This window comes from Bifidobacterium santillanense (assembly GCF_018555385.1).
Taxonomy (GTDB): Bacteria; Actinomycetota; Actinomycetes; order Actinomycetales; family Bifidobacteriaceae; genus Bifidobacterium; species Bifidobacterium santillanense.
Genome location: NZ_JAFEJS010000005.1, coordinates 76,943 through 101,729, shown reverse-complemented (window position 1 = coordinate 101,729; position 24,787 = coordinate 76,943). Strand labels below are relative to the sequence as shown.

At 68.3% G+C, this 24,787-nt stretch carries 24 protein-coding genes; 4 read left to right on the top strand and 20 right to left on the bottom strand.

Going from position 1 to position 24,787, the window contains the following annotated elements; all coding sequences use genetic code 11:
• Positions 1 to 71 precede the first annotated feature (71 nt).
• Positions 72 to 1,562 (top strand): threonine synthase, encoded by a 1,491-nt coding sequence (gene thrC / locus JS528_RS06135; RefSeq protein ID WP_214358209.1) that lies wholly within the window; start codon positions 72 to 74, stop codon positions 1,560 to 1,562.
• A 289-nt stretch (positions 1,563 to 1,851) separates the two neighbouring features.
• Here thrC and JS528_RS06130 read toward each other — a convergent pair whose 3' ends face one another.
• The 5 genes from JS528_RS06130 to JS528_RS06110 form a co-directional block, all read right to left on the bottom strand.
• Positions 1,852 to 2,985, bottom strand: coding sequence for a DUF1648 domain-containing protein (locus JS528_RS06130; protein WP_214358208.1), 1,134 nt, complete (start codon positions 2,983 to 2,985; stop codon positions 1,852 to 1,854).
• A gap of 76 nt (positions 2,986 to 3,061) precedes the next feature.
• Positions 3,062 to 3,601 (bottom strand): GntR family transcriptional regulator, encoded by a 540-nt coding sequence (locus tag JS528_RS06125; protein ID WP_240541363.1) that lies wholly within the window; start codon positions 3,599 to 3,601, stop codon positions 3,062 to 3,064.
• Between the two features lie 600 nt (positions 3,602 to 4,201).
• Complete coding sequence (locus JS528_RS06120; RefSeq protein ID WP_214358207.1) at positions 4,202 to 4,996, bottom strand: ABC-2 transporter permease; 795 nt, start codon at positions 4,994 to 4,996, stop codon at positions 4,202 to 4,204.
• The gene (locus JS528_RS06115; protein WP_214358289.1) at positions 4,993 to 6,030 is read right to left on the bottom strand and encodes an ABC transporter ATP-binding protein; all 1,038 of its coding nucleotides are present in this window, start codon (positions 6,028 to 6,030) and stop codon (positions 4,993 to 4,995) included. The genes JS528_RS06120 and JS528_RS06115 overlap by 4 nt, the downstream gene beginning before the upstream one ends.
• A gap of 152 nt (positions 6,031 to 6,182) precedes the next feature.
• The gene (locus tag JS528_RS06110) at positions 6,183 to 6,560 is read right to left on the bottom strand and encodes a GntR family transcriptional regulator (protein ID WP_214358206.1); all 378 of its coding nucleotides are present in this window, start codon (positions 6,558 to 6,560) and stop codon (positions 6,183 to 6,185) included.
• Positions 6,561 to 6,954: 394 nt separating this feature from the next.
• On the opposite strand from JS528_RS06110, the gene JS528_RS06105 reads away from it, so the two are divergent.
• Positions 6,955 to 7,575, top strand: coding sequence for a GNAT family N-acetyltransferase (locus JS528_RS06105; protein WP_214358205.1), 621 nt, complete (start codon positions 6,955 to 6,957; stop codon positions 7,573 to 7,575).
• A 117-nt stretch (positions 7,576 to 7,692) separates the two neighbouring features.
• Here the strand turns inward: JS528_RS06105 and yidC are convergent, their stop codons facing one another.
• From yidC to JS528_RS06080, 5 genes are all read right to left on the bottom strand, one after another.
• A complete protein-coding gene (gene yidC, locus JS528_RS06100) occupies positions 7,693 to 8,778 on the bottom strand; it encodes a membrane protein insertase YidC (RefSeq protein WP_240541362.1) in 1,086 nt (361 codons plus the stop codon).
• A gap of 240 nt (positions 8,779 to 9,018) precedes the next feature.
• A complete protein-coding gene (locus tag JS528_RS06095; protein WP_214358203.1) occupies positions 9,019 to 9,510 on the bottom strand; it encodes a hypothetical protein in 492 nt (163 codons plus the stop codon).
• 101 nt (positions 9,511 to 9,611) lie between these two features.
• Positions 9,612 to 10,259: an HAD family hydrolase gene (locus JS528_RS06090; RefSeq protein WP_214358202.1), complete on the bottom strand. Its 648-nt coding sequence runs from the start codon at positions 10,257 to 10,259 to the stop codon at positions 9,612 to 9,614.
• Positions 10,256 to 12,037 (bottom strand): DNA repair protein RecN, encoded by a 1,782-nt coding sequence (gene recN, locus JS528_RS06085; RefSeq protein ID WP_214358201.1) that lies wholly within the window; start codon positions 12,035 to 12,037, stop codon positions 10,256 to 10,258. Before recN ends, JS528_RS06090 begins: the two co-directional genes overlap by 4 nt.
• Positions 12,037 to 12,960, bottom strand: a complete 924-nt coding sequence (locus JS528_RS06080) for an NAD kinase (RefSeq protein ID WP_214358200.1) — start codon at positions 12,958 to 12,960, stop codon at positions 12,037 to 12,039. Before JS528_RS06080 ends, recN begins: the two co-directional genes overlap by 1 nt.
• 192 nt (positions 12,961 to 13,152) lie before the next feature.
• Between JS528_RS06080 and JS528_RS06075 the strand changes: the two genes are divergently transcribed.
• Entirely contained in the window at positions 13,153 to 14,616 is a 1,464-nt protein-coding gene (locus JS528_RS06075) for a TrkH family potassium uptake protein (RefSeq protein WP_214358199.1), read from the top strand.
• A gap of 122 nt (positions 14,617 to 14,738) precedes the next feature.
• Positions 14,739 to 15,398 carry a potassium channel family protein gene (locus tag JS528_RS06070; RefSeq protein ID WP_214358198.1) on the top strand — a complete coding sequence of 220 codons (660 nt, stop codon included), beginning with the start codon at positions 14,739 to 14,741 and terminating at the stop codon, positions 15,396 to 15,398.
• Positions 15,399 to 15,538: 140 nt separating this feature from the next.
• Here JS528_RS06070 and JS528_RS06065 read toward each other — a convergent pair whose 3' ends face one another.
• The 10 genes from JS528_RS06065 to JS528_RS06020 form a co-directional block, all read right to left on the bottom strand.
• A complete protein-coding gene (locus JS528_RS06065) occupies positions 15,539 to 16,327 on the bottom strand; it encodes a TlyA family RNA methyltransferase (RefSeq protein ID WP_420838199.1) in 789 nt (262 codons plus the stop codon).
• Positions 16,328 to 16,334: 7 nt separating this feature from the next.
• The gene (locus JS528_RS06060; protein WP_214358302.1) at positions 16,335 to 16,487 is read right to left on the bottom strand and encodes a hypothetical protein; all 153 of its coding nucleotides are present in this window, start codon (positions 16,485 to 16,487) and stop codon (positions 16,335 to 16,337) included.
• Between the two features lie 99 nt (positions 16,488 to 16,586).
• Positions 16,587 to 17,627: an HAD-IIA family hydrolase gene (locus tag JS528_RS06055; protein ID WP_214358197.1), complete on the bottom strand. Its 1,041-nt coding sequence runs from the start codon at positions 17,625 to 17,627 to the stop codon at positions 16,587 to 16,589.
• Between the two features lie 8 nt (positions 17,628 to 17,635).
• The gene (locus JS528_RS06050) at positions 17,636 to 19,537 is read right to left on the bottom strand and encodes a helicase (RefSeq protein WP_214358196.1); all 1,902 of its coding nucleotides are present in this window, start codon (positions 19,535 to 19,537) and stop codon (positions 17,636 to 17,638) included.
• A gap of 129 nt (positions 19,538 to 19,666) precedes the next feature.
• Complete coding sequence (gene tyrS, locus JS528_RS06045) at positions 19,667 to 20,989, bottom strand: tyrosine--tRNA ligase (RefSeq protein WP_214358195.1); 1,323 nt, start codon at positions 20,987 to 20,989, stop codon at positions 19,667 to 19,669.
• 70 nt (positions 20,990 to 21,059) lie between these two features.
• A complete protein-coding gene (locus JS528_RS06040; protein ID WP_214358194.1) occupies positions 21,060 to 21,956 on the bottom strand; it encodes a putative ABC transporter permease in 897 nt (298 codons plus the stop codon).
• A gap of 15 nt (positions 21,957 to 21,971) precedes the next feature.
• A complete protein-coding gene (locus JS528_RS06035; protein WP_214358193.1) occupies positions 21,972 to 22,496 on the bottom strand; it encodes an HD domain-containing protein in 525 nt (174 codons plus the stop codon).
• Between the two features lie 105 nt (positions 22,497 to 22,601).
• Positions 22,602 to 22,976: a rhodanese-like domain-containing protein gene (locus tag JS528_RS06030; RefSeq protein WP_214358192.1), complete on the bottom strand. Its 375-nt coding sequence runs from the start codon at positions 22,974 to 22,976 to the stop codon at positions 22,602 to 22,604.
• A 78-nt stretch (positions 22,977 to 23,054) separates the two neighbouring features.
• The gene (gene thiF / locus JS528_RS06025; RefSeq protein ID WP_214358191.1) at positions 23,055 to 23,867 is read right to left on the bottom strand and encodes a thiazole biosynthesis adenylyltransferase ThiF; all 813 of its coding nucleotides are present in this window, start codon (positions 23,865 to 23,867) and stop codon (positions 23,055 to 23,057) included.
• Positions 23,867 to 24,736, bottom strand: coding sequence for a thiazole synthase (locus JS528_RS06020; RefSeq protein ID WP_214358190.1), 870 nt, complete (start codon positions 24,734 to 24,736; stop codon positions 23,867 to 23,869). Before JS528_RS06020 ends, thiF begins: the two co-directional genes overlap by 1 nt.
• Positions 24,737 to 24,787 lie beyond the last annotated feature (51 nt).

Genomic DNA, 24,787 nt, shown 5'->3' with positions numbered 1-24,787 from the left:
TGAGGATTCGTTCCGGCCGCGATCGCCCGACCGACGCGGCCCATCAAGATTCGAGATCGAAGGACCAAATCGTGACCACCACCTTCCATTCCACACGCTCCACCACCGACGCGCTGACCGCCAAGCAGGCGATCCGCAAGGGCATCGCCGACGACGGCGGCCTGTTCGTCACGGACGATCTGGGCAAGACCAAGGTGGACGTCGCCTCCCTGCCCGGCAAGTCGTACCAGGAGATCGCCTTCGAGGTGCTCGGCGCCCTGCTGCCGGACTTCGGCGAGGACGAGCTCAAGGCCTGCATCGACGCCGCGTACGGCGAGCAGTGGTCCGATCCGCGCATCACCCCGCTGAAGCCGCTCGGCGACGACTACATCCTCGAGCTGTTCAACGGCCCGACCTCCGCGTTCAAGGACGTCGCCCTGCAGATCCTGCCGCGCTTCATGGCGCGCACCACGCCGGCCGACGGCGACAAGGACGAGAGGATCATGATCCTGACGGCCACGTCGGGCGACACCGGCAAGGCCGCGCTGGCGGGCTTCGCGGACGCCCCGGGCACCGCGATCACCGTCTTCTACCCGCAGGGCAAGGTCAGCCAGGTCCAGGAACTGCAGATGACCACGCAGACCGGCTCGAACGTGAACGTCGCCGCGGTCGAGGGCAACTTCGACGACGCGCAGTCGGCCGTCAAGCGCATCTTCGGCGACCGCGAGCTGGCGGAGCGTCTCGCGGAGGACTCGCACGTCGTGCTCTCCTCGGCGAACTCGATCAACGTGGGCCGTCTCGTGCCGCAGGTCGTCTACTACTTCTCCGCGTACGCGCAGCTGCTTGCCGATCAGGTCATCAACGTGGGCGACGAGGTCGAGTTCGTGGTCCCGACCGGCAACTTCGGCGACATCCTCGCCGGCTACTACGCCAAGCTCCTCGGCCTGCCGGTCAAGCACCTCGTGGTCGCGAGCGACAAGAACAACGTGCTGTTCGACTTCCTGACGACCGGCACGTACAACCGTCAGCGCCCGTTCTACCAGACGATTTCGCCGTCGATGGACATCCTCATCTCCTCCAACCTCGAGCGCATGCTCTACTACCTGTCCGAGGGCGACACCCGCCTGATCTCGATGCTGATGAACGACCTCAAGAACTGGGGCACGTACGAGATCCCGGAGGACCTGCTCGCCAAGATCCGCAGGTTCTTCGGCTGCGGCTGGGCCGACGAGGATCAGGTGCGCGAGATGATCGCCGACTGCTGGGCCAAGAACCGCTACGTCATCGACTCGCACACCGCGTGCGCGTACTTCGTGGCGCAGCAGATGCCGCGCGACCCGCTCACCCCGCGCGTGATCCTCGCCACCGCGAGCCCGTACAAGTTCCCGCGCGTGGTCAACGAGTCGCTCGGCTTCGATGCGACCGGCACCGACTTCGAGTGCATGGACGTGCTGGCCCGCGAGACGGGCACGACCGCCCCGACCGCGCTGCGCGGCCTCGAGAGCGCGGCTGTGCGCTTCGACACCGTCGTGCCGATCGACGGCATGGAGTCCTTCGTCGAGCAGGCCGCCAAGGCTCTGTGACGTCGGAGACGTCGAATCACGGGATTCCGGCGTGACGCCGGCCTCATTTTCGCGCGAAACCCCCGCACGACGGCGGGGGTTTCTCCGTATTCGAGACCCATACGAGGCCGTGCAGCACGGCATGGAACGACACGGAGGTTTCGACGGTCTCATACCTGCGTGTCGTTCCATTTCCCCGACCGGATATGAAACGACACGCAGACCTCCGACGTTCGAAACCTCCGTATCGTTCCGTCGGGCCCACGCCGATCGATCAACATCGACATCGACATCGGCCCATCCGGTCGGTCTACATCAGCGGCAGCGTGATGCCCGCCACAGAGAGGACGATGAGCGCGACGATGCCGACCCACACGCTCGGCCGGGCGAGGTTGACGGTCCAGCCGACGCCGAAGCGCTTGGGGACCCAGACGGCCGGGTCGTCGCGGTTGACGTAGAGCACTCCCCAGCACCAGTAGCGGTCATCGTCATAGGACATCGCGTCGTCGTCCGCATCGGACCCATCCATCTCACCGGCCGCCGATCCGTCCCGTTCGACGAGCCGTGATCCGTTCTGGCCGTAGAACAGGGCGACCACAAGACAGCCGACCAGTGCGAGCACGGCGACGAGCATGCCGATGAGGCCGACGGCACCCAACGGGACCAGCCCGAGCACGCCGAGCTGGACGGCCATGCCGATGCCCAACGTCACGACGACGCCGACGATGAGCGTGTAGACGCTCCATGCGCGCATCATCACGGCGTATCCCCACGCCGAGTCCATGGGCCGGCGCGGATCGATCGGCCGTTTCGCGTTGAGGATGGCGATGTGGGCAATCGTCATCACGATGGCGAGGACGAGCTCATAGGCCGGCGCGAACCAGATCACGAGAGGGCTCTTGTCGGCCCAGCCGTCGACGACGCCGGCCATGTCCGTGTGCATCGGCACGCGCTGCGGCATGCCGTCGTAGCCCAGATATCCGACGGCGACCGTCGCCGCGATGATCGCGACGTAGACGAGATCCCACCACGGCGAGAGCGGTTTCGGCAACGACCCGTCGATCACGGCGATGCAGCGGGAGCCGGCGTCCGCCCGCCATCCGCGTTCGGCCTTGATCGCGAGCACCTCGCGCCGGCACCGTTGCAGCCGGACGAATCCGATCACCGTGATCAGAACCGAGGCGAGCGACACGACCCAGAGCGCCGCGGTCAGGCCGAACCCCCGCCATACGCCGAGACTCGCCAGCACGAACATGCCGCCGAGGCATCCGACGGACGCCGCATAGTTCCTGCGCAGCCCGAGGATGCGTTCGTCGGCGAACGCGGACGGCGGCACGGTCACGCCGAACACCTCGCGCCGGTCAGTCACCCACGGCGCGACCGCCACGGAGACCGTGACCAGCACCGGCAGCAGCACCCACATCACCATCGTCCAGATGGTCATCGCATTATTCATCATTTTCTCCCACTCGCTTCGCTGTCGGATTCGGTCGATTCACGGGAGCCACCGGGCCTTTGTGTCATGGCCGTCCCTCCTTCTGCGGGGTAACGGTCCGCTGGAACTCATCGGCGGTATCGGTCATGATCGTTCCCCCTGCGCGGGCGATGGCCGTTCCGCCGGTCCGCCCTTCATACACCCGTTCGCACTGCGACCGCGCCATGTCGAGGAACGACGCCGCGTCGCCGCCCAGGGCCTTGTGCTCGAGGATGAGACGATGCAGCTCCCCCGTCAGACGCTCCGCGACGTGACCGCTCGGGCCGCCGTCGGATGCATCGAGCGTCCCGGTCCGCCGCGCGCCGGCCGTCGTCGACATGACGGGTGCGGCGACCGCCGCGCCGGACCCGCGACGCATGGTGATGTAGCCGTCGTCGCGCAGCATCGCGTACGCCTTGTTGACGGTGTGCAGGTTGATGCCGAGGTCTACGGCCAGCGACCGCACGCTCGGCAGCCGGTCACCGGGCGCGAGGCCGCCGTTGGCGATCGCCGCGACGATCTGGCGTCGCAGCTGCTCGTAGAGCGGTGCACCATCACTTTGGTCGATTTCGATAATCATCGGCATGCCGCCTCCCCTCCTTTCCGATCATTCGAATTGTTACATATCAACTATAACACATTGCCGGCCATAGTCGACCAAATGCCATCCCGCGAACCCGGAATGCCACCCTTCCGAGAGAAAACCGCCACGCCGCGGCGAAGACCGTCCGCTCAGGGAGCCCTTAGCGAGAGACAGGCGCCTGCCGGCGGCAACAACCGCTCACTCAGCAGCCCCCTAGAGAGAGATAAGTGCCACCCGGTGGTGACAACCACTCGCCCAGCGGCCCCCAGCGAGAGATAAGTGCCACTCGGCGGCGGCGACCACTCGCCTAGCGACCCCGGAGAGACATAAGAGCCACCCGGTGGCATCGACCGCTCGCCCGGCGGTCCTCTAGCGAGACATAAGTGCCACCCGGTGGCATCGACCGCTCGCCCGGCGGACCCCAGCGAGAGATAGGCACCACCCAGCGGCAACAACCTCTCTCCGGCGGTCCACTGGAGAGACATAAATGCCGCTCAGTGGCGACAATGTTCCGCCGAGAGCCCCGAACGCGAAAGGCTCCCCGTCCGATCGGACGGGGAGCCTTGTCATGGAACATATGGCGAATGCCGGGGCCCGGTCGCGCTACAGCTCCTTGTCCTGGTAGATGCGCAGGGAGAGACGGTACGAGACGGCGAGCGCGATCGCGGCGGTGACGACGCCAAACGCGGCGAGGAGCATCGGACGGGCCGTCAGCGTGTTGCCGAACGAACCGATTGCGCCGAGCACGCCATCGACCACGTCGGAGGGAATCACCGCCGATGCCGAGATGAAGGTGGCAACCGCCGTGAAGAGGACCGCCAGGGCGACGACCATGACCCAGACGAACGCCTTCTGAATCGGGAAGCGGTACAGCAACGGACAGAGCACGGACTCGAGAATCAGATACCCCCACATGAACCCGAGGGCGTTCGGGATGGCATCGGCGGCGCCCGTCAACCCGATTGCGGTCATTCCCGCCCATGTAAGCAGGTAGGAGGACACCATCAGCACGACCGAGACGAACATCATCAGATACCGGGCGACCACTTGATGCGCGCGGTCGACGGGTATGACGCCGTTCATCGCCTCGCCATGCCCCTGCTGCTCGTACATGAACGGGTAGGTCATGACGAAGATGTACACGTACGAGATCGAGCCGTAGATGCCCGAGAGCGAACCATCCCAGCCGACCCACGCGATGCCCACAGCCAGCGCCGGCATGCCGATCACCAGCAGCGGGATCCACGCCCACCCCTGGGAGGTGAGCTTGTGCCAGTCCATGAGGAACGCCTTGCGGACGGTATGCACTGCGTCGTGTCTCCCCGTGTCCGTTTCTCCACGCGTGGCCACGCCGGCCGTACCGGCCGTTCCGATCGCATTATCGGTCATGCTGCTCATCGCCCCGTCTCCTTTCCGTTTGCGACGGCCGTAACGCCCACAGCATCCATACCGGAAACCGCCGCGCCGCTCGCGATGTCCGTAACGCCCGCGGCATCCACGCCGGATGCCGCCGCGTCGCCCGCAGGCCCGAATCCGTCGCCGGCGGCGTGCGTGTTGGTGAGTCTGATGATGTCGTCGATGGACGCCGGCTCGACGACGAGTCCGGATCGTCCGGAACCGTCGACCCCGGCCCGCTCCCCGGCACCGCCCATGAACCGCGCGACGTCCTCGGCGCGGACCAGCGCGTCGAATCCCGTCCCGTAGCGGTGGACGCCGACGGACGCGGACGCGACGGCGCCGTCGAAGTCGTCGGGACCGCCCTTGACGATGCGGAACGAGTCCTCGAACTCGTCCTTCGGACCGGTGTAGTAGAGCCTCCCGCCGGTGATGTAGGTGATGAGGTCGGCCGCGCGTTCGAGGTCGTCGGTGATGTGCGTGGAGAACAGAACGCTGCGCTCGCCGTCGGCGACATAGTCGCGCAGGATGTCCATGAGCCCGTCTCGGGCGAGCACGTCGAGGCCGGCGGTCGGCTCGTCGAGGATGAGCAGACGCGCGTCGTGGCTCAGGGCGACGGCGAGCATGAGCTTCATCCGCATGCCGCGGGAGAGCTCCCTGACTCTCTTCCTCGGGTCGAGGCCGAAGCGGACGAGATAGCCGTCAAACGCCCGCTGGTTCCACGCGTCGTACATGTCGGCCATCGCGCGGCCGACCTTCGACACGCGCCAGTATTCGATGAGGTACGACGAGTCGAAGACGACGCCGAGCCGTTCCTTGGCCCATTCCTCGTCGGCGATGTTGTCGCGTCCGAGGATGCGGATCTCGCCGCGGTCGCGCCGGACCGTGTTGAGGATGAGCCTGATGAGGGTCGATTTGCCGGCGCCGTTGGGGCCGACGAGCCCCATGATGTAGCCCTTCGGCAGGTCGAAGGTCACGTCGTCGAGCGTGAACCCGGAATCGTAGTGCTTGCCCACGCCGGTGACGGACAGGGCCATGTCTGCCGCCGCGCGGATGCGGGCCGTCGTATCGGATGCGATGACTGACTGCTTGCCGGACATCGCCATCTCCTTTCATATGCCGTCCGTTCCGTGGGACGTCCGACCGTCATCGACCGACGGGCCGGCCGGCTGCGGGACGAACGGGCCGATCATTGCGTCTTGTCGTACTCCTCCGCGAGCATCTCCCCCAGACGTTCGAGCGGGATGCCGGCCGCCTTGGCCGCTTTCGCCGCCTCGGCGAGGCTCCCGCGGACCTGGGTCTCGAGCTGACGCATCATCAGCTCGTTGCCCTTGTCCATGACGAACGTGCCCTTGCCCTGGATGTTGCGCACGACGCCCTCGTCGGCCAGTTCGTTGTACGCCCTGGTGACGGTGAGGACGGAGATGCGCAGCTCCTTGGCGAGCTTCCTCAGGGAGGGAAGCCCCTCCCCTGCCTTGAGCTCGCCGTTCAGGACCGCGTCGCGTATCTGGGTCTTGATCTGCTCGTAGATGGGTTCGCCGGACACGGATGAGATGATCAGCTTCATTCATGCCCCTTTCCCTGTGATGCGGTGATGGTCGTGCCGCATATCGCCGCGGCGTCCCAGCTGTTTAGCTGTTATACATAACAGTATAACGATTTGCGGCAACTGTCAAGGTCGGGAGCATAACAGTTAGAGGGTCGCCGCCCATCCCCCGCGCAGAGAATCGTTCTCGATAACGAACGTGCGCACCATACGCACAAAGCCGCACAATCGCACATGCGCGACAATCACCGGAAAATGGCCGATCCCGATACGGCGATGTGCGTTTGGCGGAAGGGCGGGGCTCACACGTCTCTTATTGAGAACCGTTCTCTGCGCGCCGTGACGTGTGAATTGCCGGTTAACACCGCCGGTCGCACCCCGCGCCGGACCTAGAATGGCCGCGAAGGGAGTCATCATGACAGACAACGCCGTTACCTTGCGCAAGACCGAACCATCCGACTATCCGCTGCTCGAGCAATGGTGGAACGACCACGCCATCGCCGACGGGTGCCGCACCAGCGTCGACGCCCTGCCCGCCGCCACCGTGGACGAGCAGTTCCACGCCTGGAGCGACATCGACGACGACCATCGCTTCGGCCGCACCATCCTCGATCCCGCCGGCAGCCCGATCGGACACATCGCCGCCTGGGGATGCGAGGATCCGGACCGTGACCCCGTGATGGGCATCCTCGTCGGCCCGTACTTCCAGGGCCGCGGCTACGGCAGCCAGGCGATGAAGCTCGGCATCCGTCTCGCCGCCGAACAGCTCATGGCGAAGAGCATCACCGTCAAGGTGTGGTCGTTCAACCTGCGCGCACGCCATATGTACGAATCGCTCGGCTTCAGGGAGGTCGACCGCGAGGCCAACGCCGTCGAACGCAACGACCGTTGGTTCGACGAGGTGATCTACCGGGCGCCGATCAAGACGCTCATGGACCGCATCGCCGCCGAGATCGTCGAACGCGAGGAGGGCGAGGAGCTGGAGCGCCGACGCTACGCCGCCGAACGCCCGTCCGACCTGCTGCCGGTGCGGTAGGGGGACGGTAAAGGCGCGTACCTCGTGGCTCCCCTCCCCTAGTCCGCCTCGGCGAGGGGAGCCACTCACGAGTCGGTGTGACCGCGACGGCCCGGCGAGACGCCCGGGACGAAGGAACTAGCGGCGGCGGGGTTTAGCCGTCACGCGACGCCGGGTGATACGGCGCGTCGCGGTCCCGCGGTTCGGCTGCGCATCGCGGCGCAGGCCGGAATCGCGGTCCGGCGTCGTGTCGTGGCGGGCGGCGGCATCATGCGGCGCCGCGGTACGGGCCGGACGGCGAGCCTCCCTGTCGCGTCGCGCCTGGGCGACGGCGCGCGCCGCTGCGGCCCGCTCCTCCTCGATCGACGGGAGTCCGGCGGCCACGCGACGCGCGTTCTCACGCGCATGGTCGCGCGCGGACTTGCGTTCGCCGGCGACGGAGCCGGGCGTCGGGAACAGGCGCAGCTGCACGAGCGTCTGGGCGAGGTTCCACAGGTTGTTCGTCATCCAGTAGAGCAGCACGCCGAACGGCAACGTCGCACCGGAGACCACGTAGATGGCCGGGAAGACGAACGCGGTCATCTTCTGCGTGCGGAACTGGGGCGAGTCCATCGCGTCCTTCGGCGTGTTGCGGTGGATGAGGATCCACTGCATCGAGAACAGGGTGACGCACATCAGCGCGACGACCGCGCCGATGACGATGCGGGACGCGGGATCGCCGGCCGTGCCGAACGAGTCGGACAGCGCGACGCCAAGGATCGACGACGATTCGACGTCGCCGGCGAGCGCACGGCCCATGCCGCCCAACGGTTCGGCCGCGCCGGAGGCGATGGCGGGCAGGGACTGCAGCACGTAGTACAGGGAGCACAGGATCGGCGCCTGGATCATCGCGGGCACGCACGAGCCGAGCGGGTTGGCGCCGTGCTCGCGCTGCAGGGCCATCATCTCGCGCTGCATCGCCTCGCGCGAGCGCGGATCGGTGCGCGAGGCGTATTTGCGTTGGATGCGCTGCATCTCGGGTCCGATGGCCTGCATCGCGCGCATGCCGCGCATCTGCCAGACGAACAGCGGGATCAGGCACACGCGGATGACGACGACCAGGCACATGACGGCGAGGCACCAGGCGAGGCCCGGTCCGTCGGGCATGCCGAGCGCGACGAACTGCGCGTGGATGAGGGTGAGGAGTTGGGCGATGACCCATTCGACGGGTCGGAGCAATGACATGAGGAAGTTCATGGGGTTCATGGGAACGCTTTCCGATTGACGACGGCACGGTGCCGCATCGGAGCGACGCGGGGGCATCAGCGCGACGCGCGAGGGCACGTCGCGGCACGATCGACGCCTCGGTCGATGAGGGCACGACCGTCATGAATGACGAATCTGGGGTATGGGAGACGACGGTCCCGTCACGCGGATGCGGGCGCATCGGCATGGACGGACGTCAGGAAGAAAGAAGGAACGATCTCAGATCCGGGAATCGGGAAGCGTGTAACGGGCCCAGCGCGGCACCCACTGCGGGCGGGCCCATGAACGGACCTCATCGCAGACGGCCGTATCGAAGCGGAAGTCGCGGGGCAGCGGATTGCGCCCGGCGAGCGCATGGGCGAGCGCGACGCGGCATACGGCGACGACGATGACGGTCGCGACGACAATGACGGCGCAGGAGACGGCCAGCATGGCGACGAACGCGACGCCGGACCGGGAATCCGCACCGGCGGCGGCGTCGAGCGGCAGTCCGCCCGCCATGCCGACGGCGAACGTCACGACGGTCAGGGTCAGCAGGGAGGCGAACGAGATCGGCCGAGCGACGACGCGACCGTGTGATGAGACGGACGCGAGGGATGCGGCGATGCGCTGCGCGGCCGTCCGGCAGACGACGAGCGGCAGGAGCAGCGGCAGCAACATCAGCAGGAACGCGGCGTATCCCAGCCGTGTGCCCATCCTGATGCCGTCCATGTCGTCCATCCGTTCGTCGAATCCGTCGTTTCGTGACCACCATACCGTCGAAACGTCACGAAACGCCGCGACGCTCCCGCACGACGGACGCCGTTCGATCGCTACAGGTCGCGCGGGGCGTTGTGGAAGTCGAAGAGGACGCCGTCGGCGAGCTCGCAGATCGCGGGCCAGTCGGCGTCGGACGAATCGTCGTGCATGGCCCACACGCGCATGCCGACGGATTTGGCGGAGCGGATGGCGACGAGCAGGTCCTCGAAGACGGTGCAGTCGGCGGGCGCGACGCCGAGGCGGGAGGCGGCCAGCAGGTAGATGTCGGGCCTGTCCTTGCCGACGTCGTTCGCGTCGTCGACGGAGACGATGTCGTCGAACAGGTCGAGCATGCCGACGTGGTCGAGCGCCGGTTCGCGCAGACGCGGCGGCAGGGAGGTCGCCACGCCGAGACGCACGCCCCGAGCCCTGAGGTCCTTGAGGTAGTCGAGTGCGCCGGGTTTGGCCTCGACGGTGGTGGCGTAGGCGACGCGCGCCATCTCGTCCCACTCGTCCATGAGCTCCTCGGGCGTGTCCGTGAGGCCGAAGCGCGCGATCGTGTATTCGGCGATCTGGCGGAACTGCATGGGGGCGACGGTGGTCATGTAGTCGTCGGGCACGGCGATGCCGCGACGCGCGAGGAAGTCGATGTCGACCTGGTCCCACACGCCCATCGAGTCGAGGAGCGTGCCGTCGAGGTCGAAGATGGCGGCCTTGGTCATAGCGTGGAATCCTCCAGAAGCTCGCGGGCGTGGTCGAGGGACGCCTCGGATTCGGAGCCGGAGAGCATGCGCGCGACCTCGCGCACGCGGGCCTCGTCGCGCACCTCGGCGACGGTGGTGACCACGCCGACCGCGTCGTCGTCCGCGTCCGGCGGCTCCTTGGTGACGACGAACTGCGCGTCAGCCCACGAGGCGACCTGCGCGAGGTGGGTGACGACGATGACCTGCGAGGTCGCGGCGAGGCGGGCGAGGCGGCGGCCGAGTTCGACGGCGGTCTTGCCGCCGACGCCGGCGTCGACCTCGTCGAAGATGAACGTCATGTCGGCCGTGGCGCCGCCGTCGTGCTCCGCCCGCATGTCCGCGGCGGACAGCTCCAGCGCGAGCATGAGGCGGCTCAGCTCGCCGCCGGACGCGCTTTTGCCCATCGGGCGCTCGGGCGCGCCCTCGTAGGCGGTGAACAGGAACTCGATGTCGTCGCCGCCGTTGGCGTCGAGCGGAGCGTCCCCCTCGCGCGGCGTGACGCGGATCGCGAGCGCGGCGCCGTCCATCGCGAGCGAGGCGAGCTCGCCGGTGACGCGCTCAGCCAGTTCGCCCGCCGCCGCCGTGCGCGCGGCGGACAGCGCGCCGGCGGCGTCGAGCGCCGCGCGGTACAGGGACGCACGCTCGGCCTCGAGTTCGGCGAGCTTCTCCGGCGAGGCGTCGAGGTCCTCGATGTCGAAGACGGCCTTGTCGCGCCAGGCGACGACGTCCTCGACGGTGGGGCCCCAGCGGCGCGTGAGCTCGTCGAGATCGTGGATGCGGGCGTTGAGCGAGTCGAGGTCGGTCTCGCCGAAGTCCTCGCCCAATTGGCCCGTCAGGTCGAACAGGATGTCGCCGAGGTCGTCGTTGAGCGATTCGAGGCGGTCGGCGAGCGCGCCGAAGTCGCCGGCGGCGTGGATGGATCGCAGCGCCTGCGCCGCCTCGAGGATCAGGTCGGACGCGCCGGGGGCGTCGGAGCCGGAGTCCGATTCCAGCTGCGAGGGGTCGAGCGCGCCGATCGCGTGGGAGACGCCCTCGGCGATGGCGGCGGCGTTCTCGATGCGGTCGCGCTTCGCCTTGAGTTCCTCGATCTCGCCGGGATGCGGGTCGACCTCGTTGATGCGGTCGATGGATTCGCGCAGGTAGTCGGCCCGCTGGCGGGCGGAGGACTCCTGCGAGCGCAGCCGGGCCAGCCGCTCGTCCATGTCCGCGAGGGCCCGGTGGGCCGCGCGGTACGCCTCGAGCTCGGTCTCGTCGCCGGCGACGCGGTCGAGGAACTCGCGCTGGCGCGCCGACGAGGCGATGCGCAACTGCTCGGCCTGGCCGTGGATGGTGACGAGTCTGGCGGCGACCTTCGCCAGCACGGATCGCGGCACGGTCTTGCCGCCGAGCACGGCGCGGGATCGGCCGGAGACGGGCACGGTGCGCGCGAGGAACAGTTCGTCGTCCTCCGGTTCGACGCCGGCGGCCCGGGCGATCGCCGCGGCGTCGAGCGCGTCCTCGGCGTCCGCGCCGTCGCGGTCAGACCCGTCGTCGGCGTGCGTGTCGGACAGTGCGAAGATGCCCTGCGCCCAGGCCTTGTCGGCGCCGGGCGAGACGCGTTTGGCGTCGGCCGGGCCGCCGGAGATCAGCGACAGGGCGGACAGCAGCATCGACTTGCCCGCGCCGGTCTCGCCGGTGATGGCGGTCATGCCGGCCGCCGGGGCGATGATCGCGGAGCGGATGGGCCCGAGCGAACGGATGGAGAGTTCCTCGAGCATCAGCGGCCGCTCCCGTGGTCGCCGTGCCCGTTGCGCGATCCGTGCGCGGCCTGCTCGCGCCAGCCGACGACGGGCAGGTCGAACTTGGTGACGAGACGGTCGGTGAACGGGGCGCCGGACAGGCGCGCGAGCTTGAGCGTGCCGTGGGAGGCGCGCACGTCGACGCGCGTGCCCTTGGGCAGGGCGCGCTGGCGGCGGCCGTCGCAGCAGATCCACCCGTCGGACATCGAGTCGTCGAGGATGTCCATCGTGAACGTGGAGTCGGCGCCGATGACCAAGGGGCGGGCGAACAGGGCGTGGGCGGCGAGCGGGATGAGCTGCAGGGCCTTGACGTTCGGCCACATGATCGGGCCGCCCGCGGAGAACGCGTACGCGGTGGAGCCGGTGGGGGTCGACACGATGACGCCGTCGGCGCCGAACGAGCTCATCTCCACGCCGTCGACGCTGATGGACAGCTCGACCATCTTGCCGCGGTCGGCGCGCTCGAGCGTGATGTCGTTGAGCGCCCAGTTCTCGATCGGCTTGTCGGCGCCGGGCAGCCACACGTCCACGTGGGCGATCATGCGCTCGTCGATCGAGTAGTCGCGTTCGGCGATGCGGCGGATCGCCTCGTCCATCTGGAAGCTCTCGAACTCGGCGAGGAAGCCGACATGCCCCATGTTCACGCCGAGGATCGGCGTGGGGGTGCAGCGCACGAGCTCGGCGGCGCGCAGGATCGTGCCGTCGCCGCCGAGCACGACGACGATCTCGGTGTCGTCGCACACGACGGGCGGCTGCACGTCGAACGCGGGCGGTTCGAGGTTGTCGACGACCTCGACCTCGAACCCGGCGTCGCGCAGCCGGCCGACGGTATCCGCGACCACCGTGCCGCTTTGACGCAACCTGGTGTGGGTCACCACCACCGCATGACGGGCACCGACCATCGTCTTCCCCTCCTCGCGAGATTAGGACAAATGTTTCAACGGACCCATCCTAACCGACGCGAGCGAACGACGGAAGGCGCGGTCCGAGGGGCGCCGACGGGGGCATCGCGCCGCCCGTGGACTAGGACAGGGCATAGAATGCCGTGTACGTAAGAGTTCTGTAAGGAAAACGACCGTTCATGGAGACGCACGATGGCGAATCTCGTCTTTGACGAATCCTCCTCGAACCGTGAATCCTCTCACGGCTACGCCTGGTGGTTCTCCGGCAACGCCTTCGCGAAGGCGGCCGACGAGGACATGAGGCCGGCCGCCCATACCTTCGTGCAGCGCATGGTCACCCGCCCCGGGCGACTGACCGTCCTGTACTTCCTCGTGCTGGTGGTCGTGGCGACCACCCTGCTCATGCTGCCGCCGTCCACCCCGCCCGACGAGACCACGACGTTCTCGACGGCCCTGTTCACGGCCGTGTCGGCCCTGTCGACCTGCGGCATCTCGATCGTCAACTCGACGACGCACTGGACGCTGTTCGGCCAGGCGGTGCTGCTCGTCTCGGTCCAGATGGGCGGCCTCGGCGTGATGACGTTCGCCTCGCTGATCACGCTGGCCATCAACCACCACATGAAGGCGGCCCAGCGTCTGCTGACGGCCACCGAGCTCGGCACCACGAAGCTCAGCGAGATCAAGGGCGTGCTGGGCGTGGTCCTCACCGTCTCGTTCATGATCGAGGCGATCACGTTCGTGGCGCTGTTCCCAGGACTGCTCAAGGTCAATTCGGGCGACTGGCGCAAATCCCTGTGGGAGTCGCTGTTCTTCGCCGTCATGTCGTACAACAACGCCGGATTCACGCCGGACAACGCGGGCCTGCACGTCAACAGCTGGGGCGTGGGCCTGCCGATCATGATGTCCGCGTTCTGCGGCACGCTCGGCTTCCCGGTGCTGCTCAACCTGATCCGCTGCGGGCGCGCGCACCAGCCGCCGCGCCGGTGGAGCCTGCACACGAAGATCACGCTGATGGGCACGTTCCTCATCGTCGCGCTCTCGCTCGCGTGGTTCCTGATCGTCGAATGGGACAATCCGTTCCTGTTCAAGAAGGCCGACGTCAACACGCGCATGCGCTACGCGATGGTCGCGGCGGTCATGCCCCGCTCCTCCGGCTTCGACCTGACGTGGGTGCCGCAGGTGAGCGAGCCGACGAAGGTGTTCATGAGCGCGATCATGTTCATCGGCGGCGGCAGCACGTCCACCGCGGGCGGCATCCGCGTGACCACGTTCGCGATCATCCTGCTCGTGTGCCGCGCGTCGTTCACCGGGCACGCGGACATCAACGCGTTCCACCGCCGCATCCACACGCAGGTCGCGATGGCCGCGGTGAGCATCACCAGCACGTGCCTGCTGCTCGTGTTCATCTCGTCGCTGTCCCTGATGCTGGCCTCCGGCGCGACCCTGACGAACGCGCTGTTCGACTCCTGCTCGGCGTTCGGCCTGGGCGGCTACACGGTGGGCGTGGCGCGCGAGGACAATCCCGCGGCGCTGGCGATCCTCGCGGTCACGATGATCATCGGCCGCCTCGGTCCGATGACGATCGCCTATTCGATCAGCCGGCCGCGTTCGCTCGAGGCGGTGCGATACCCGAGCGAGACGGTGGTGGTCGGATGAACGGCATCGCGGACATCATCAGGGGCATCGTCGGCACGCCGGCCGATGCGAACGCGGCGCCGGGCGCGAAGCCGGCGGCGCGGACGACAACGAAGACAACGAAAAGGAAAGGACCTGTACCGATGGCGAAGAAGGGCAAGAGCGTTCTGGTCGTGGGACTGGGCCGATTCGGCAGCGCGGTGGCCACCACGCTCGACGCGCTGGGGCAGGACGTGCTCGCCGTCGACAAGGATCCGGCGCTGGTGTCGCGCTGGTCGGCGCACATCCCCGTCGTCGAGGCCGACATGACCGACGTCGTGGCGATCGAGCAGATCGACGCCTCCCAGTTCGACACGGCCGTCGTCGCGATCGGCGACAGCGTCGAGGCGTCGGTCATCACGACCGGCAACCTGCTCGACGCGGGGGTGACCGACCTGTGGGCGAAGTCCGTGTCGATCCAGCACGCGCGCATCCTGCAGCGCATCGGCGCGCGCCACATCATCAACGCGGAGACCGACGCCGGCAAGCGCGTGGGCCACCTGGTCTCCGGCAACTATCTGGACTACATCGAGATCGAGGGCGCACACACCGTCGTCAAGATCCACACGCCCTCGCACGTGGTGGGGCACTCGATCGAGGACGCGCAGGTGCACGAACGCTACGGCATCACCGTGGTCGGCATCAAGTCACCGGGCAAGGAGTTCCAGTACGGCTCCAAGGAGCTCGTGATGCGCCGCAACGACGAACTCGTCATCATGGGCAAGGAGGACCAGATCGACAAGTTCATCCATGCCGAGCGGTAAAGCAAACGGCCCGGTGGGCCGTTTGTACGCTCGGCCGAGCGGCGACAGCCGTGAGGTAGGTCGAGTCTCGCCGAAGGCGAGTCGATAATTGCGGATCGAGCGGTACGTACGCTCGGCCGAGTCTCGCCGAAGGCGAGTCCCTACTTGCCGACGGTGGCGTACAGCAGCCATTCGGCGTTGCCGTGCGTGCCCTCGATGGGGCTCGGCGCGGTCGCCACGACCTTCAGGCCGTGTTCGCGCGCGCAGGCGACGACGTCGGCGAGCGCCCGCTCGCGCAGCGCCTCGCTCGCGACGATGCCGTGGCGGTCGAGTCCCTCTCGGCCGACCTCGAACTGCGGCTTGACGAGCAGCACGATCGCGGCCCCCGGCGCGGCGATGCGCGCGACGACCGGGATCACGTACGTCAGGGAGATGAACGACACGTCGGAGACGATCATCGCCGGTCGGTAGGGCAAGTCTTCTGCCTCGACGTCGCGGATGTTGACGCCGCTCATCTCGATGACGCGCGGGTCGTCCGCGACGCGCGGGTCGAGCTGGCCGTGGCCGACGTCGAGCGCGACGACGCGTGCGGCGCCGCGCCGCAGCAGCACCTGCGTGAAGCCGCCGGTGGAGGCGCCGATGTCGAGGCAGTCAAGACCCTCGGGGTCGGCCAGGCCGTCGGCGGCGAACCGGTCGAATGCGCCGACGAGCTTGTACGCGCCGCGTGAGACGTAGTCGTCGCCCTTGTCGACGACGATGCGCGTGTGCGCCGCGTCGCCGATCGCGAACGCGGGCTTGGTGACGACACGGCCGTTGACGGTGACCTTGCCGCCCTTGATGAGGCGCTGCGCCTTGGAGCGCGAATCGACCACTCCCCCGGCGACGAGCCACAGATCGAGCCGGTCGGGCATGTCGATCGTCTCGTCGTCGCAATCGATGATGTCGCTCATGCCGTCCTCACTTGCCGATCTCGTCGAGTTCGCGGCGCAGCGCGTCGAGCGCGCCGCCGAGCGCCTCGATGCGCTGTTCGTCGCTCATCGCGTCGAGCTGCGCGAGGGCGGGGAAACGCTCCTCGAGCGGCGTGCGGTTCGTCTCGTGCTCCACGTCCACGGCGGACTCCTTTACGGGATGATCGGGGGATGAATGCATAGTGATCGGCCCCCGTCGGGATGGCGGGGGCCGGATCGGCGCGGACGCCGCGTCACGGCGTCACAGCGTGAATTCGGGCAGGGCGACGGCGCTCATGTCCACGCCGGAGTCGGCGGCCTGCCATGCGGCGCACACGGCGGCGCGCATCGCGTTCACCGACGCGGCGTCGTCGACGGCCAGCGTGCCGGAGGCCGCGTCGAACGTGGCGGTCGCCCCGGCGCAGGACCAGCGGCCCCCGCCCAGATCGACGGGCTCGGGCATGGTCTCGGCCAGCGCGCGCAGGTCCGGCGCGATGTAGGTCGGTCGCAGGTGCGCGGGCGCGAGCATGAGCTCGTGCGGGTTCGTGACGCCCGTGAGGACCGCGAGCGAATCGTAGCCGCCGCGGTTGCCGGCCTCGATGTCGGTGTCGAGACGGTCGCCGATGGCGATCGACTCGTCCTTGGGCACGAGGTCCTGGCCCGCGGACGCGTTCAGCTCGCGCGCCTCGTCGTACATGTACGCCTCGGGCTTGCCGGCGGAGGCCACCGGTTCGACGCCGGTGGCGGCGATCACGGCGCGGATCATCGAACCGCATCCGGGCGCGATGCCGAGCTCGCGCGGGATGGTCAGGTCGCGGTTGGTCACGAAGTACGTGGCGCCGGCCTCGACAGCGAACGCGGCGTTGGCCATCATCTGCCACGTCATCTCGGGGAACCATCCCTGGATGACGGCGGCCGGGCGCGCCTCGGGGTCGTCGGTGACGACGAGTCCGGCGCGGGTGACCTCCTCGCGCAGGTGCTCGGCGCCGACGACCAGCACGGTCGAGCCGGCGGGCACGGCCTTGGCGACCATGCGCGCGGCCACGACCGACGAGGTGATGACCTGCCAGGGCTCGACGTCGAGGTCGAAGCCCTTGAGCTGGTCGGCCACGACCTGCTGGAAGCGCGACGAGTTGTTCGTCGTGTATTCGATGGTCATGCCGGCCCGTTCGGCCGCGCGGATGGAGTCGGCGGCGTGCTCGACCGGGTTCTTGCCGCGGTACACCACGCCGTCGAGGTCCAGCAGCGCGAGACGGTAGGCCTCGGCGAGCGGCTTCGAGGTGCCTTTGAGGAATCGCGTCATGCCGTGGCTCACGCCTCGGTCTCGGCGGACTCGGACTGCTCGCCCTCGGACGGTTCGGCGGACTCGGCCGGAGTCTCCTCGGATCCGGACTCGCCATCGTCTTCGCCCGGGGTCTCGCCCTCGGCCTCGGCGTGCTCCTCGACGGCCTCGGTCTCCTCGCTCTCCGGCTCGGCGTCGGACTCGGCGCCGTCGGCGGCCTCCTCGGCCGGGGCCTGGGTCTCGTCCTCGTCTGCCGGTTCGCCGTCGGCGGACTCGTCGTCATCGGACTCCTGCGGCGCATACTGCGCGTCGTCGTCGGTGATGCCGAGCTTCTCGAGGATCTCCGGATCCTCCAGCTGCTCGAGATCGTGGTCGATGACCACGTCGTCGCTCTCCTCGTCCTCGTCGAAGTCCGCGTACTGGTCCTCGAGCTTCTCGATCACCTGATCGAGATCGATGGCCTCGTCGTTGCGACCGGCCTCCTCGAGGAACAGCTGCTCGGCCTGCAGCGCACGCATGCGGTAGGCGCCGGGCAGACCCTTGGAGCGGCCGAGCGTGTGCACGATCTCGATGGCCTTGTCCCACAGCTCCAGATCGGCCAGCGCGCCGGCGTAGACGAGGAACATCTCGGCCTTGGACTCGCCGCGCAGCTGCTTGGCGTCGTCCGAGGCGGCGATTTCCACGGCCTTCTTCGGGTTGCCCAGACCGCGCTCGCAGTCGGCGATGAACGGCAGGTAGTCGGCGAAGCGGTTCATGCGGAACGCGGTGCGGAACTCGCGCAGGGCGAGCTTGTAGTCGCCCTTGCGGTAGGCGATGAAGGCCAGCGTCTCACGCGCGAAGTCGATGCGGGAGGCCTGCTTGGCGGCCCACTTGGCGTGCTCGAGCGCGGCGTCCGGATCCTCCTCGATGAGCGTGTAGGCGGCCAGGATGTGCAGGCCGATGTTCTCGGCGTGCTCCTTGGACAGGCCGCGCAGACGCTCGCGCTCGTCCTTGGACAGCATGGCCCACACGAGGCCCTTCGGCATCTTCGGCTCGTTCGGACGACGGTCGGTGTACGGGTTCTGCGAGGGGAAGCTCATCGTGCCGTCGGAGTTGCGGCGCGGACGGCTCATGTACTCGCTGCGCTTGTGCTCGCGGTACTCGCGCTTCTCCTCGTCGGTGAAGGAGCGGCGCTCGGTGTTGCGGTCCTCGCGGCGGTCGTCGCGCTGGTAGCGCGGGTTGCCGTTGCGCTCGCCGCGGAAGCCGCCGCGCTCGCCGCCCTGACGCGGACCCTTGTGGAAGTCGCGCCTCTCCTCGCCGTCCTTGTGGAAGTCCTTGCGGAAACCGCCCTTGCCGCCCTCGCGACGGTCACCGTCACGACGGTCGTCACGACGGAAGCCGCCGCGCTCGCCACCCTGACGCGGACCCTTGTGGAAGTCCTTGCGGAAGCCGCCGTCCTGACGCGGACCGCGGTGGAACTCGCGACGCTCCTCGCCCTCGCCGGCGCCCTCGCGACGGAAGTCGCGACGATCCTCGCCGTCCCTGTGGAAGTCCTTGCGGAAACCACCCTTGCCGCCGTCGCGACGGAAACCGCCGGAGGACTTGCCGTAGCCGCCGCGGCCGTTGCCGCGGAAGCCGCCGTCCTGACGCGGACCGCGGTGGAACTCGCGACGCTCGCCGCCCTCGCCGGCGCCCTCGCGACGGAAGTCGCGACGATCCTCGCCGTCCCTGTGGAAGTCCTTGCGGAAACCACCGTCCTTATGGAAGCCGCCCTTGCCGCCGGACTTGCCGTAGCCACCGCGCGAACCGCCGAACGACTTGCCGCCGTTGCCGCGCGGCTTGAATCCCTTGCCGCCGCGGCCGGACGGACGGCCCGAACCGGAGCCTCCGTGGCCGTAGCCGCCCTTGCGCCCGCCGAACGACTTGCCGGAACGCTCGTTGCCTTCTGCCATGTGTCATGCCTTTCTGATGAAGAACCTGAAAAAAGAATCGATGCGGTCCGGTGCCGTCGGTCGTGGCCCGGACCGCCTGTATGGATGCGCCATGCATGCGCCCGATCGGCGCGATGCCCGCCTGGCCGCTCAGTGCTTTTCGACGGCGCCGAGAGCCTTCTTGCCGCGACGGATCAACGCGAAGCGGCCCTGGAGGAAGTCGCCCTCGCCGAGCGTGGCCTCCTCGTCCTCGACGCGCTCGTTGTTGAGGTACACGCCGCCGGACTTGATCGCACGGCGCGCCTCGGACGCGGACTTGAACAGGCCGGCGGCCTGGGCCGCGTCGATCACTCGGTCGCCCTGGGCGACGGCCGGGAACACGTGCTCGCCGTTCTCGCCGACGACCTTGAAGCCGTCGAGCACGGACTCGAGCGTGGCCTCGTCGATCGCGTTCAGGTCGCCGCCGCGGCCGAACAGCGCGGCGGAGGCGTCGATCGCGGCCTGCGTCGCGGCCTCGCCGTGCACGAAGCTGGTGACCTCCCACGCGAGCGCCTTCTGCGCCTCGCGCCTGCCCGGATTGGTCTTCGACTCCTCGACCAGACGCTCGATCTCGGTCTTCGGCAGGAAGGTGAACGCCTTCAGGAGGCTTTCCATCTCCACGTCCGGGCGGTTGATCCAGAACTGGTAGAACTTGTACGGCGAGAGCATCGTCGGGTCGAGCCAGACGGCGTTGCCCTCCGACTTGCCGAACTTCTTGCCGCTCGCGTCGGTGATGATCGGGCTGGTGAAGACGTTGACGTCCACGCCGCGCACCTTGTGGATGAGGTCCAGGCCGGAGGTGAGGTTGCCCCACTGGTCGGAGCCGCCCAGCTCGAGCGTGCAGTGGTACTCGTCGTACAGATGGAGGAAGTCGTTGCCCTGCAGCACCTGGTAGCTGAACTCGGTGAAGGAGATGCCCTCCTCCGAGTTGAGGCGGCGGGCCACGGTGTCCTTGGCGAGCATCGTGCCGAGTCGGAAGTTCTTGCCGACGTCGCGCAGGAAGTCGATGACGCTCATCTGCGCGGTCCAGTCGTAGTTGGACACGAAGCGCACCGGGTTGTCGCCGTCCGTGACGAGGATGCCGCCGATCTGCTTCTTGAGGCGTTCGGCCCAGCCGGCCACGACGTCCTTCGGGTTGAGCGTGCGCTCGCCCGACTGGCGCGGGTCGCCGATCAGACCGGTGGCGCCGCCGACCAGGGCGATCGGGTGGTGGCCCGCCGCCTGCAGGTGGCGCATGTTGATGAGCTGGACGAGGTTGCCGATGTGCAGGGAGGCGGCCGTCGGGTCGAAACCGCAATAATAGGCGATCGGCTCTCCGTTCAATGCCTTCGCGAGTCGATCCCGGTCCGTGGACTGGGAAATCAACCCGCGCCATTCCAGTTCATCGAGCAGGGTGTCGAATCCCGCTTCTTTGAAATCGATGACGTGAGCCATAGCCGTTGTTTCTCCCTATCGAATTGTGGGCATAATGCGCCTTTCAGTTTCGCAGAGACGGCCGACAGTGCTAGCCGCGGCGGCGCAGCTGCTCGAACGCCTCGCGCAGCTGCTCGAGCGACTCGTTGTTGCGGCTGGCGCGCAGCCTCGGGAACGAGGCGATCATACGGCGCTGCTGGCGGCTGAACACGCTGCCGGCGGCCTCGCGCAGACGCATCATGAGCTCGGTCGACATCTCCCGACCGGAGCTGAGGCCGGAATGCAGGGATTCGCCGACCTTCTCGCCCACCCTGCCAGGCACGCCGCCGAACGCGTCGGAGGCGGCCGACGCGACGCCGGCGACGCCGGTCGCGACGCCTCCGGCGAGTCCGGTTGCGCCGTCCACCACGTCGCCGACCCGCTCGCGCATCGCGTCGCCGTACTTCGCGGCGATCGCGCGGAACTGCTCGAGGCTCTCCTCGAAGTGCACGATGCCGACCACGGTGACGATCGTGTCGACGACGGTCGCGGCGAACAGCGTCACGAACAGCCAGTGGACCGCGACGAGCGGGATCATGGCGGTGACGCGGGCGACCTCGGGCTGGACGACGTCGACGATCACGACGCCGCCGACGCCGAAGACCAGCGCGCCGAGCAGGCAGATGCGGCCGTTGAGGTTGAAGCGGAAGTGGGAGTAGTCCCACCAGCGCGCGTGGAACAGCCGCTCCATCGCCCACGAGGTGAAGTATTCGAGGACGCACGCGCCCACCGCGGAGACGAGGAACAGGACGAGCGGGTTGGAGATCCCGCCCAGCAGGACGACGGCCATCACCGCGCCGGTGCCGTAGATCGGGCACAGCGGCCCGTTGAGGAAACCGCGGTTGACCGGGCGCCGCTGCTGGACGGAGACGAGGATCGACTCGTACACCCAGCCGCAGAAGCTGTAGAACAGGAACCACAGGAACAGGTATTCGACGATGATCGGCATGACGGCGCCCCTCCCCTATCGTCGATCCGCGGCCGCGGCGTCGAGCGGCACCTCGCCCTTGCGGAAGCGGTCCGGCGAGAACGTCTCGCGCGTGGCGGACAGCTTGTCGGCGGCGGTGACGAGCCAGCCCTCGATGTAGCGCGGCGGCGTGGTGGTCATCGGGAACATGTGGTTGGCGATCGAGTCGCGTTCGATCGCGTTGAGGCGGAAGTCGGCGAGGGCGTTGCGCAGCGCGGCGCCGCCGTGGGTGAAGCCGTGCAGGCGGTGCACGCCGTCGTCCCAGTCGTGCCAGTCGTACAGGAAGTAGTCGTGCAGCAGCGCGGCGCGGATCAGCGACTTGAGGTCGACGCGCCGCCACAGGTGGGCGCGGTCGGCGAGCCATACCGCGAGACACGCCACGCGGATGGAGTGAGCGAACGTGGAGACGTTGCCGTGCTGGTAGCAGCGCCGTTCGATCTGCATGTGCTCGTGTTCGATGACCTCGCGGCCGTGCGTGGCGACCAGTTGCTGGATCTGCGTGCGTGTGAGCAGACGTGACACGATGTTTTCGTCCTTAGGGTTTCCGCGGATATGTGGGATTCGTCGGAATCGATGGTAGGACGCGCACGTTTCCCGCGTCATCATCCGCGGGGACGATTCACCGAATCATGACGTCCGGCCGGAGCCCCGCCGCTCCAGATAGGCGCGGTAGGCGCGGAAGCCGCCCTCGAGGCTCGCCACGTCGTAGCCGCGGTCGGCGAGGATCTCGGCGACCTCCTCGCTCCACCACCCCTCGGTGCAGTAGACGACGACGCGTCGGCTCGTCGGCACGGTCCTCAGGACCCGGGCCAGCGGGTCGAGCGGCGCGTTGACGGCGCCATCGATCGGATGCGCGGCCACGTCGGCCGGCTCGCGCAGGTCGAGCAGCGTGACCTCGCTGCGGTCGAGTGCGTCGAATTCGGCCGGGGTGATGCGCCGGAACGTCGGTTCGGCGCCGGTTCCGGGCGCGTCGAGCCCCTGGATGTCGAGTGCGATCGGCATGTCTGATTCCCCCTTCGTTCGGTTCGGGGCCCCGCGCGTCTCCCGTCGGGGTACCGGAATGTGTTCGGGCTCCGCGCGTCAGATCGCGCAGGCCGGCTGGATGTAGCGGTCCGGGTCGAGCGTGGTGATCGTCGGCGTCTCGCCGCACACCGGGCAGTCCGGCACGCGGGTCGGCAGCGGCACGCGGCGCACGTTCATGGTCAGCGCGTCGACGGTGAGCATGCGCGCGACGAGCGGTTCGCCGACGCCGATGATGAGCTTGAGCGCCTCGGTCGCCTCGAGGCTGCCGATCACGCCGACGACCGCGCCGAGCACGCCCGCCTCGCGGCACGTCGGCACCTCGCCGGCGGCCGGCATGTCGCGGAAGACGCAGCGGTAGCAGGGCCCCTCGCCCGGCACGACGGTCATCACCTGTCCGGCGAACCCGACGACGCCCGCGTGGACGAACGGCTTGCCGGCGAGTACGCAGGCGTCGTTGATGAGGAACTTGGCGGCGAAGTTGTCGGTCGCGTCGATCACCAGGTCGTATCGCGCGATGAGGTCCGCGATGTCGCCGGCGTCGACCGGCCCGTCGTGGGTCTCGACCTCGACGTCCGGGTTCAGGGCGCGGATCGACGCGGCCGCCGATTCGGCCTTCGGCCTCCCGACGTCCGCCGTGGCGTGGATGATCTGGCGCTGCAGGTTGCTCGGGTCCACGACGTCGCCGTCGACGACGCCGATGCGCCCCACGCCGGCGGCGGCCAGGTACAGCGCCGCCGGCGAGCCGAGGCCGCCCGCGCCGATGATGAGCACGCTCGAGGCGAGCAGGCGCTTCTGCCCCCTGACACCGACGCCGCGCAGGATCAGATGGCGGGAGTACCGTTCGAGCTGTTCGTCGGTGAGGGCCGTCATCAGTGCAGGTACCCCGTGGTCGGGCTGGAGGGCACGGCGTGCCCCTCGGTCACCTTGCCGAGCCCGGACAGGTAGGCGGCGCGGCCGGCGTCGATCGCGTGCCTGAACGCCTCGGCCATGAGCGGGATGTTACCGGCGGAGGCGACGGCCGTGTACGCCATGACCGCGTCGGCGCCCATCTCCATCGCGTCACACGCCTGGCTGGGCCGGCCGATGCCGGCGTCGATGATGACCGGCACGTTGGCGTTGGCGATGATGATCTCGATGAAGTCGCGCATCCTCAGGCCCATGTTGGAGCCGATCAGCGAGCCGAGCGGCATGACGGCGGCCGCGCCGGCCTCCTCGAGCTGACGCGCGGCGATCGGGTCGGGGAACATGTACGGCATGACGACGAACCCCTCCCCGGCGAGCATCTCGGTGGCGCGGATGGTCTCGGCGTTGTCCGGCAGGAGGTACTTGGTCTCGTGCTCGATCTCGACCTTGACGAAGTCGGTGTGGCACACCTCGCGGGCGAGCCGGGCGATGCGCACGGCCTCCTCGGCGTTGCGCGCGCCGGACGTGTTCGGCAGCAGGGTGATGCCCTCGGGGATGTAGTCGAGCACGCTGTTCTCGGTGGTGGTCGCGCGGCGCAGCGCCATCGTAACGATCTCGGTGCCGGCGTGCTCGACGGTGGCCTTGATGAGGTTCAGGTCATAGCGGCCGGATCCGAGAATGAAGCGCGAGTGGAACTCGTGGCCGCCGAGGTTGAGAGGCTTGTCCTCGACCGGCAGGATCGGCGCGGCGGTGCCGACCGGGTTGACGACCGCCGGCTGGGGCGGCAGCGGGGTGGCGTCGACGGACGCCTCGGTGACCGGGGTGATGGTGCTCATGATGGGTTCCCTTCCCTAGGGTGTGCGAATGTGGTGGTATGCGCGTGTGCG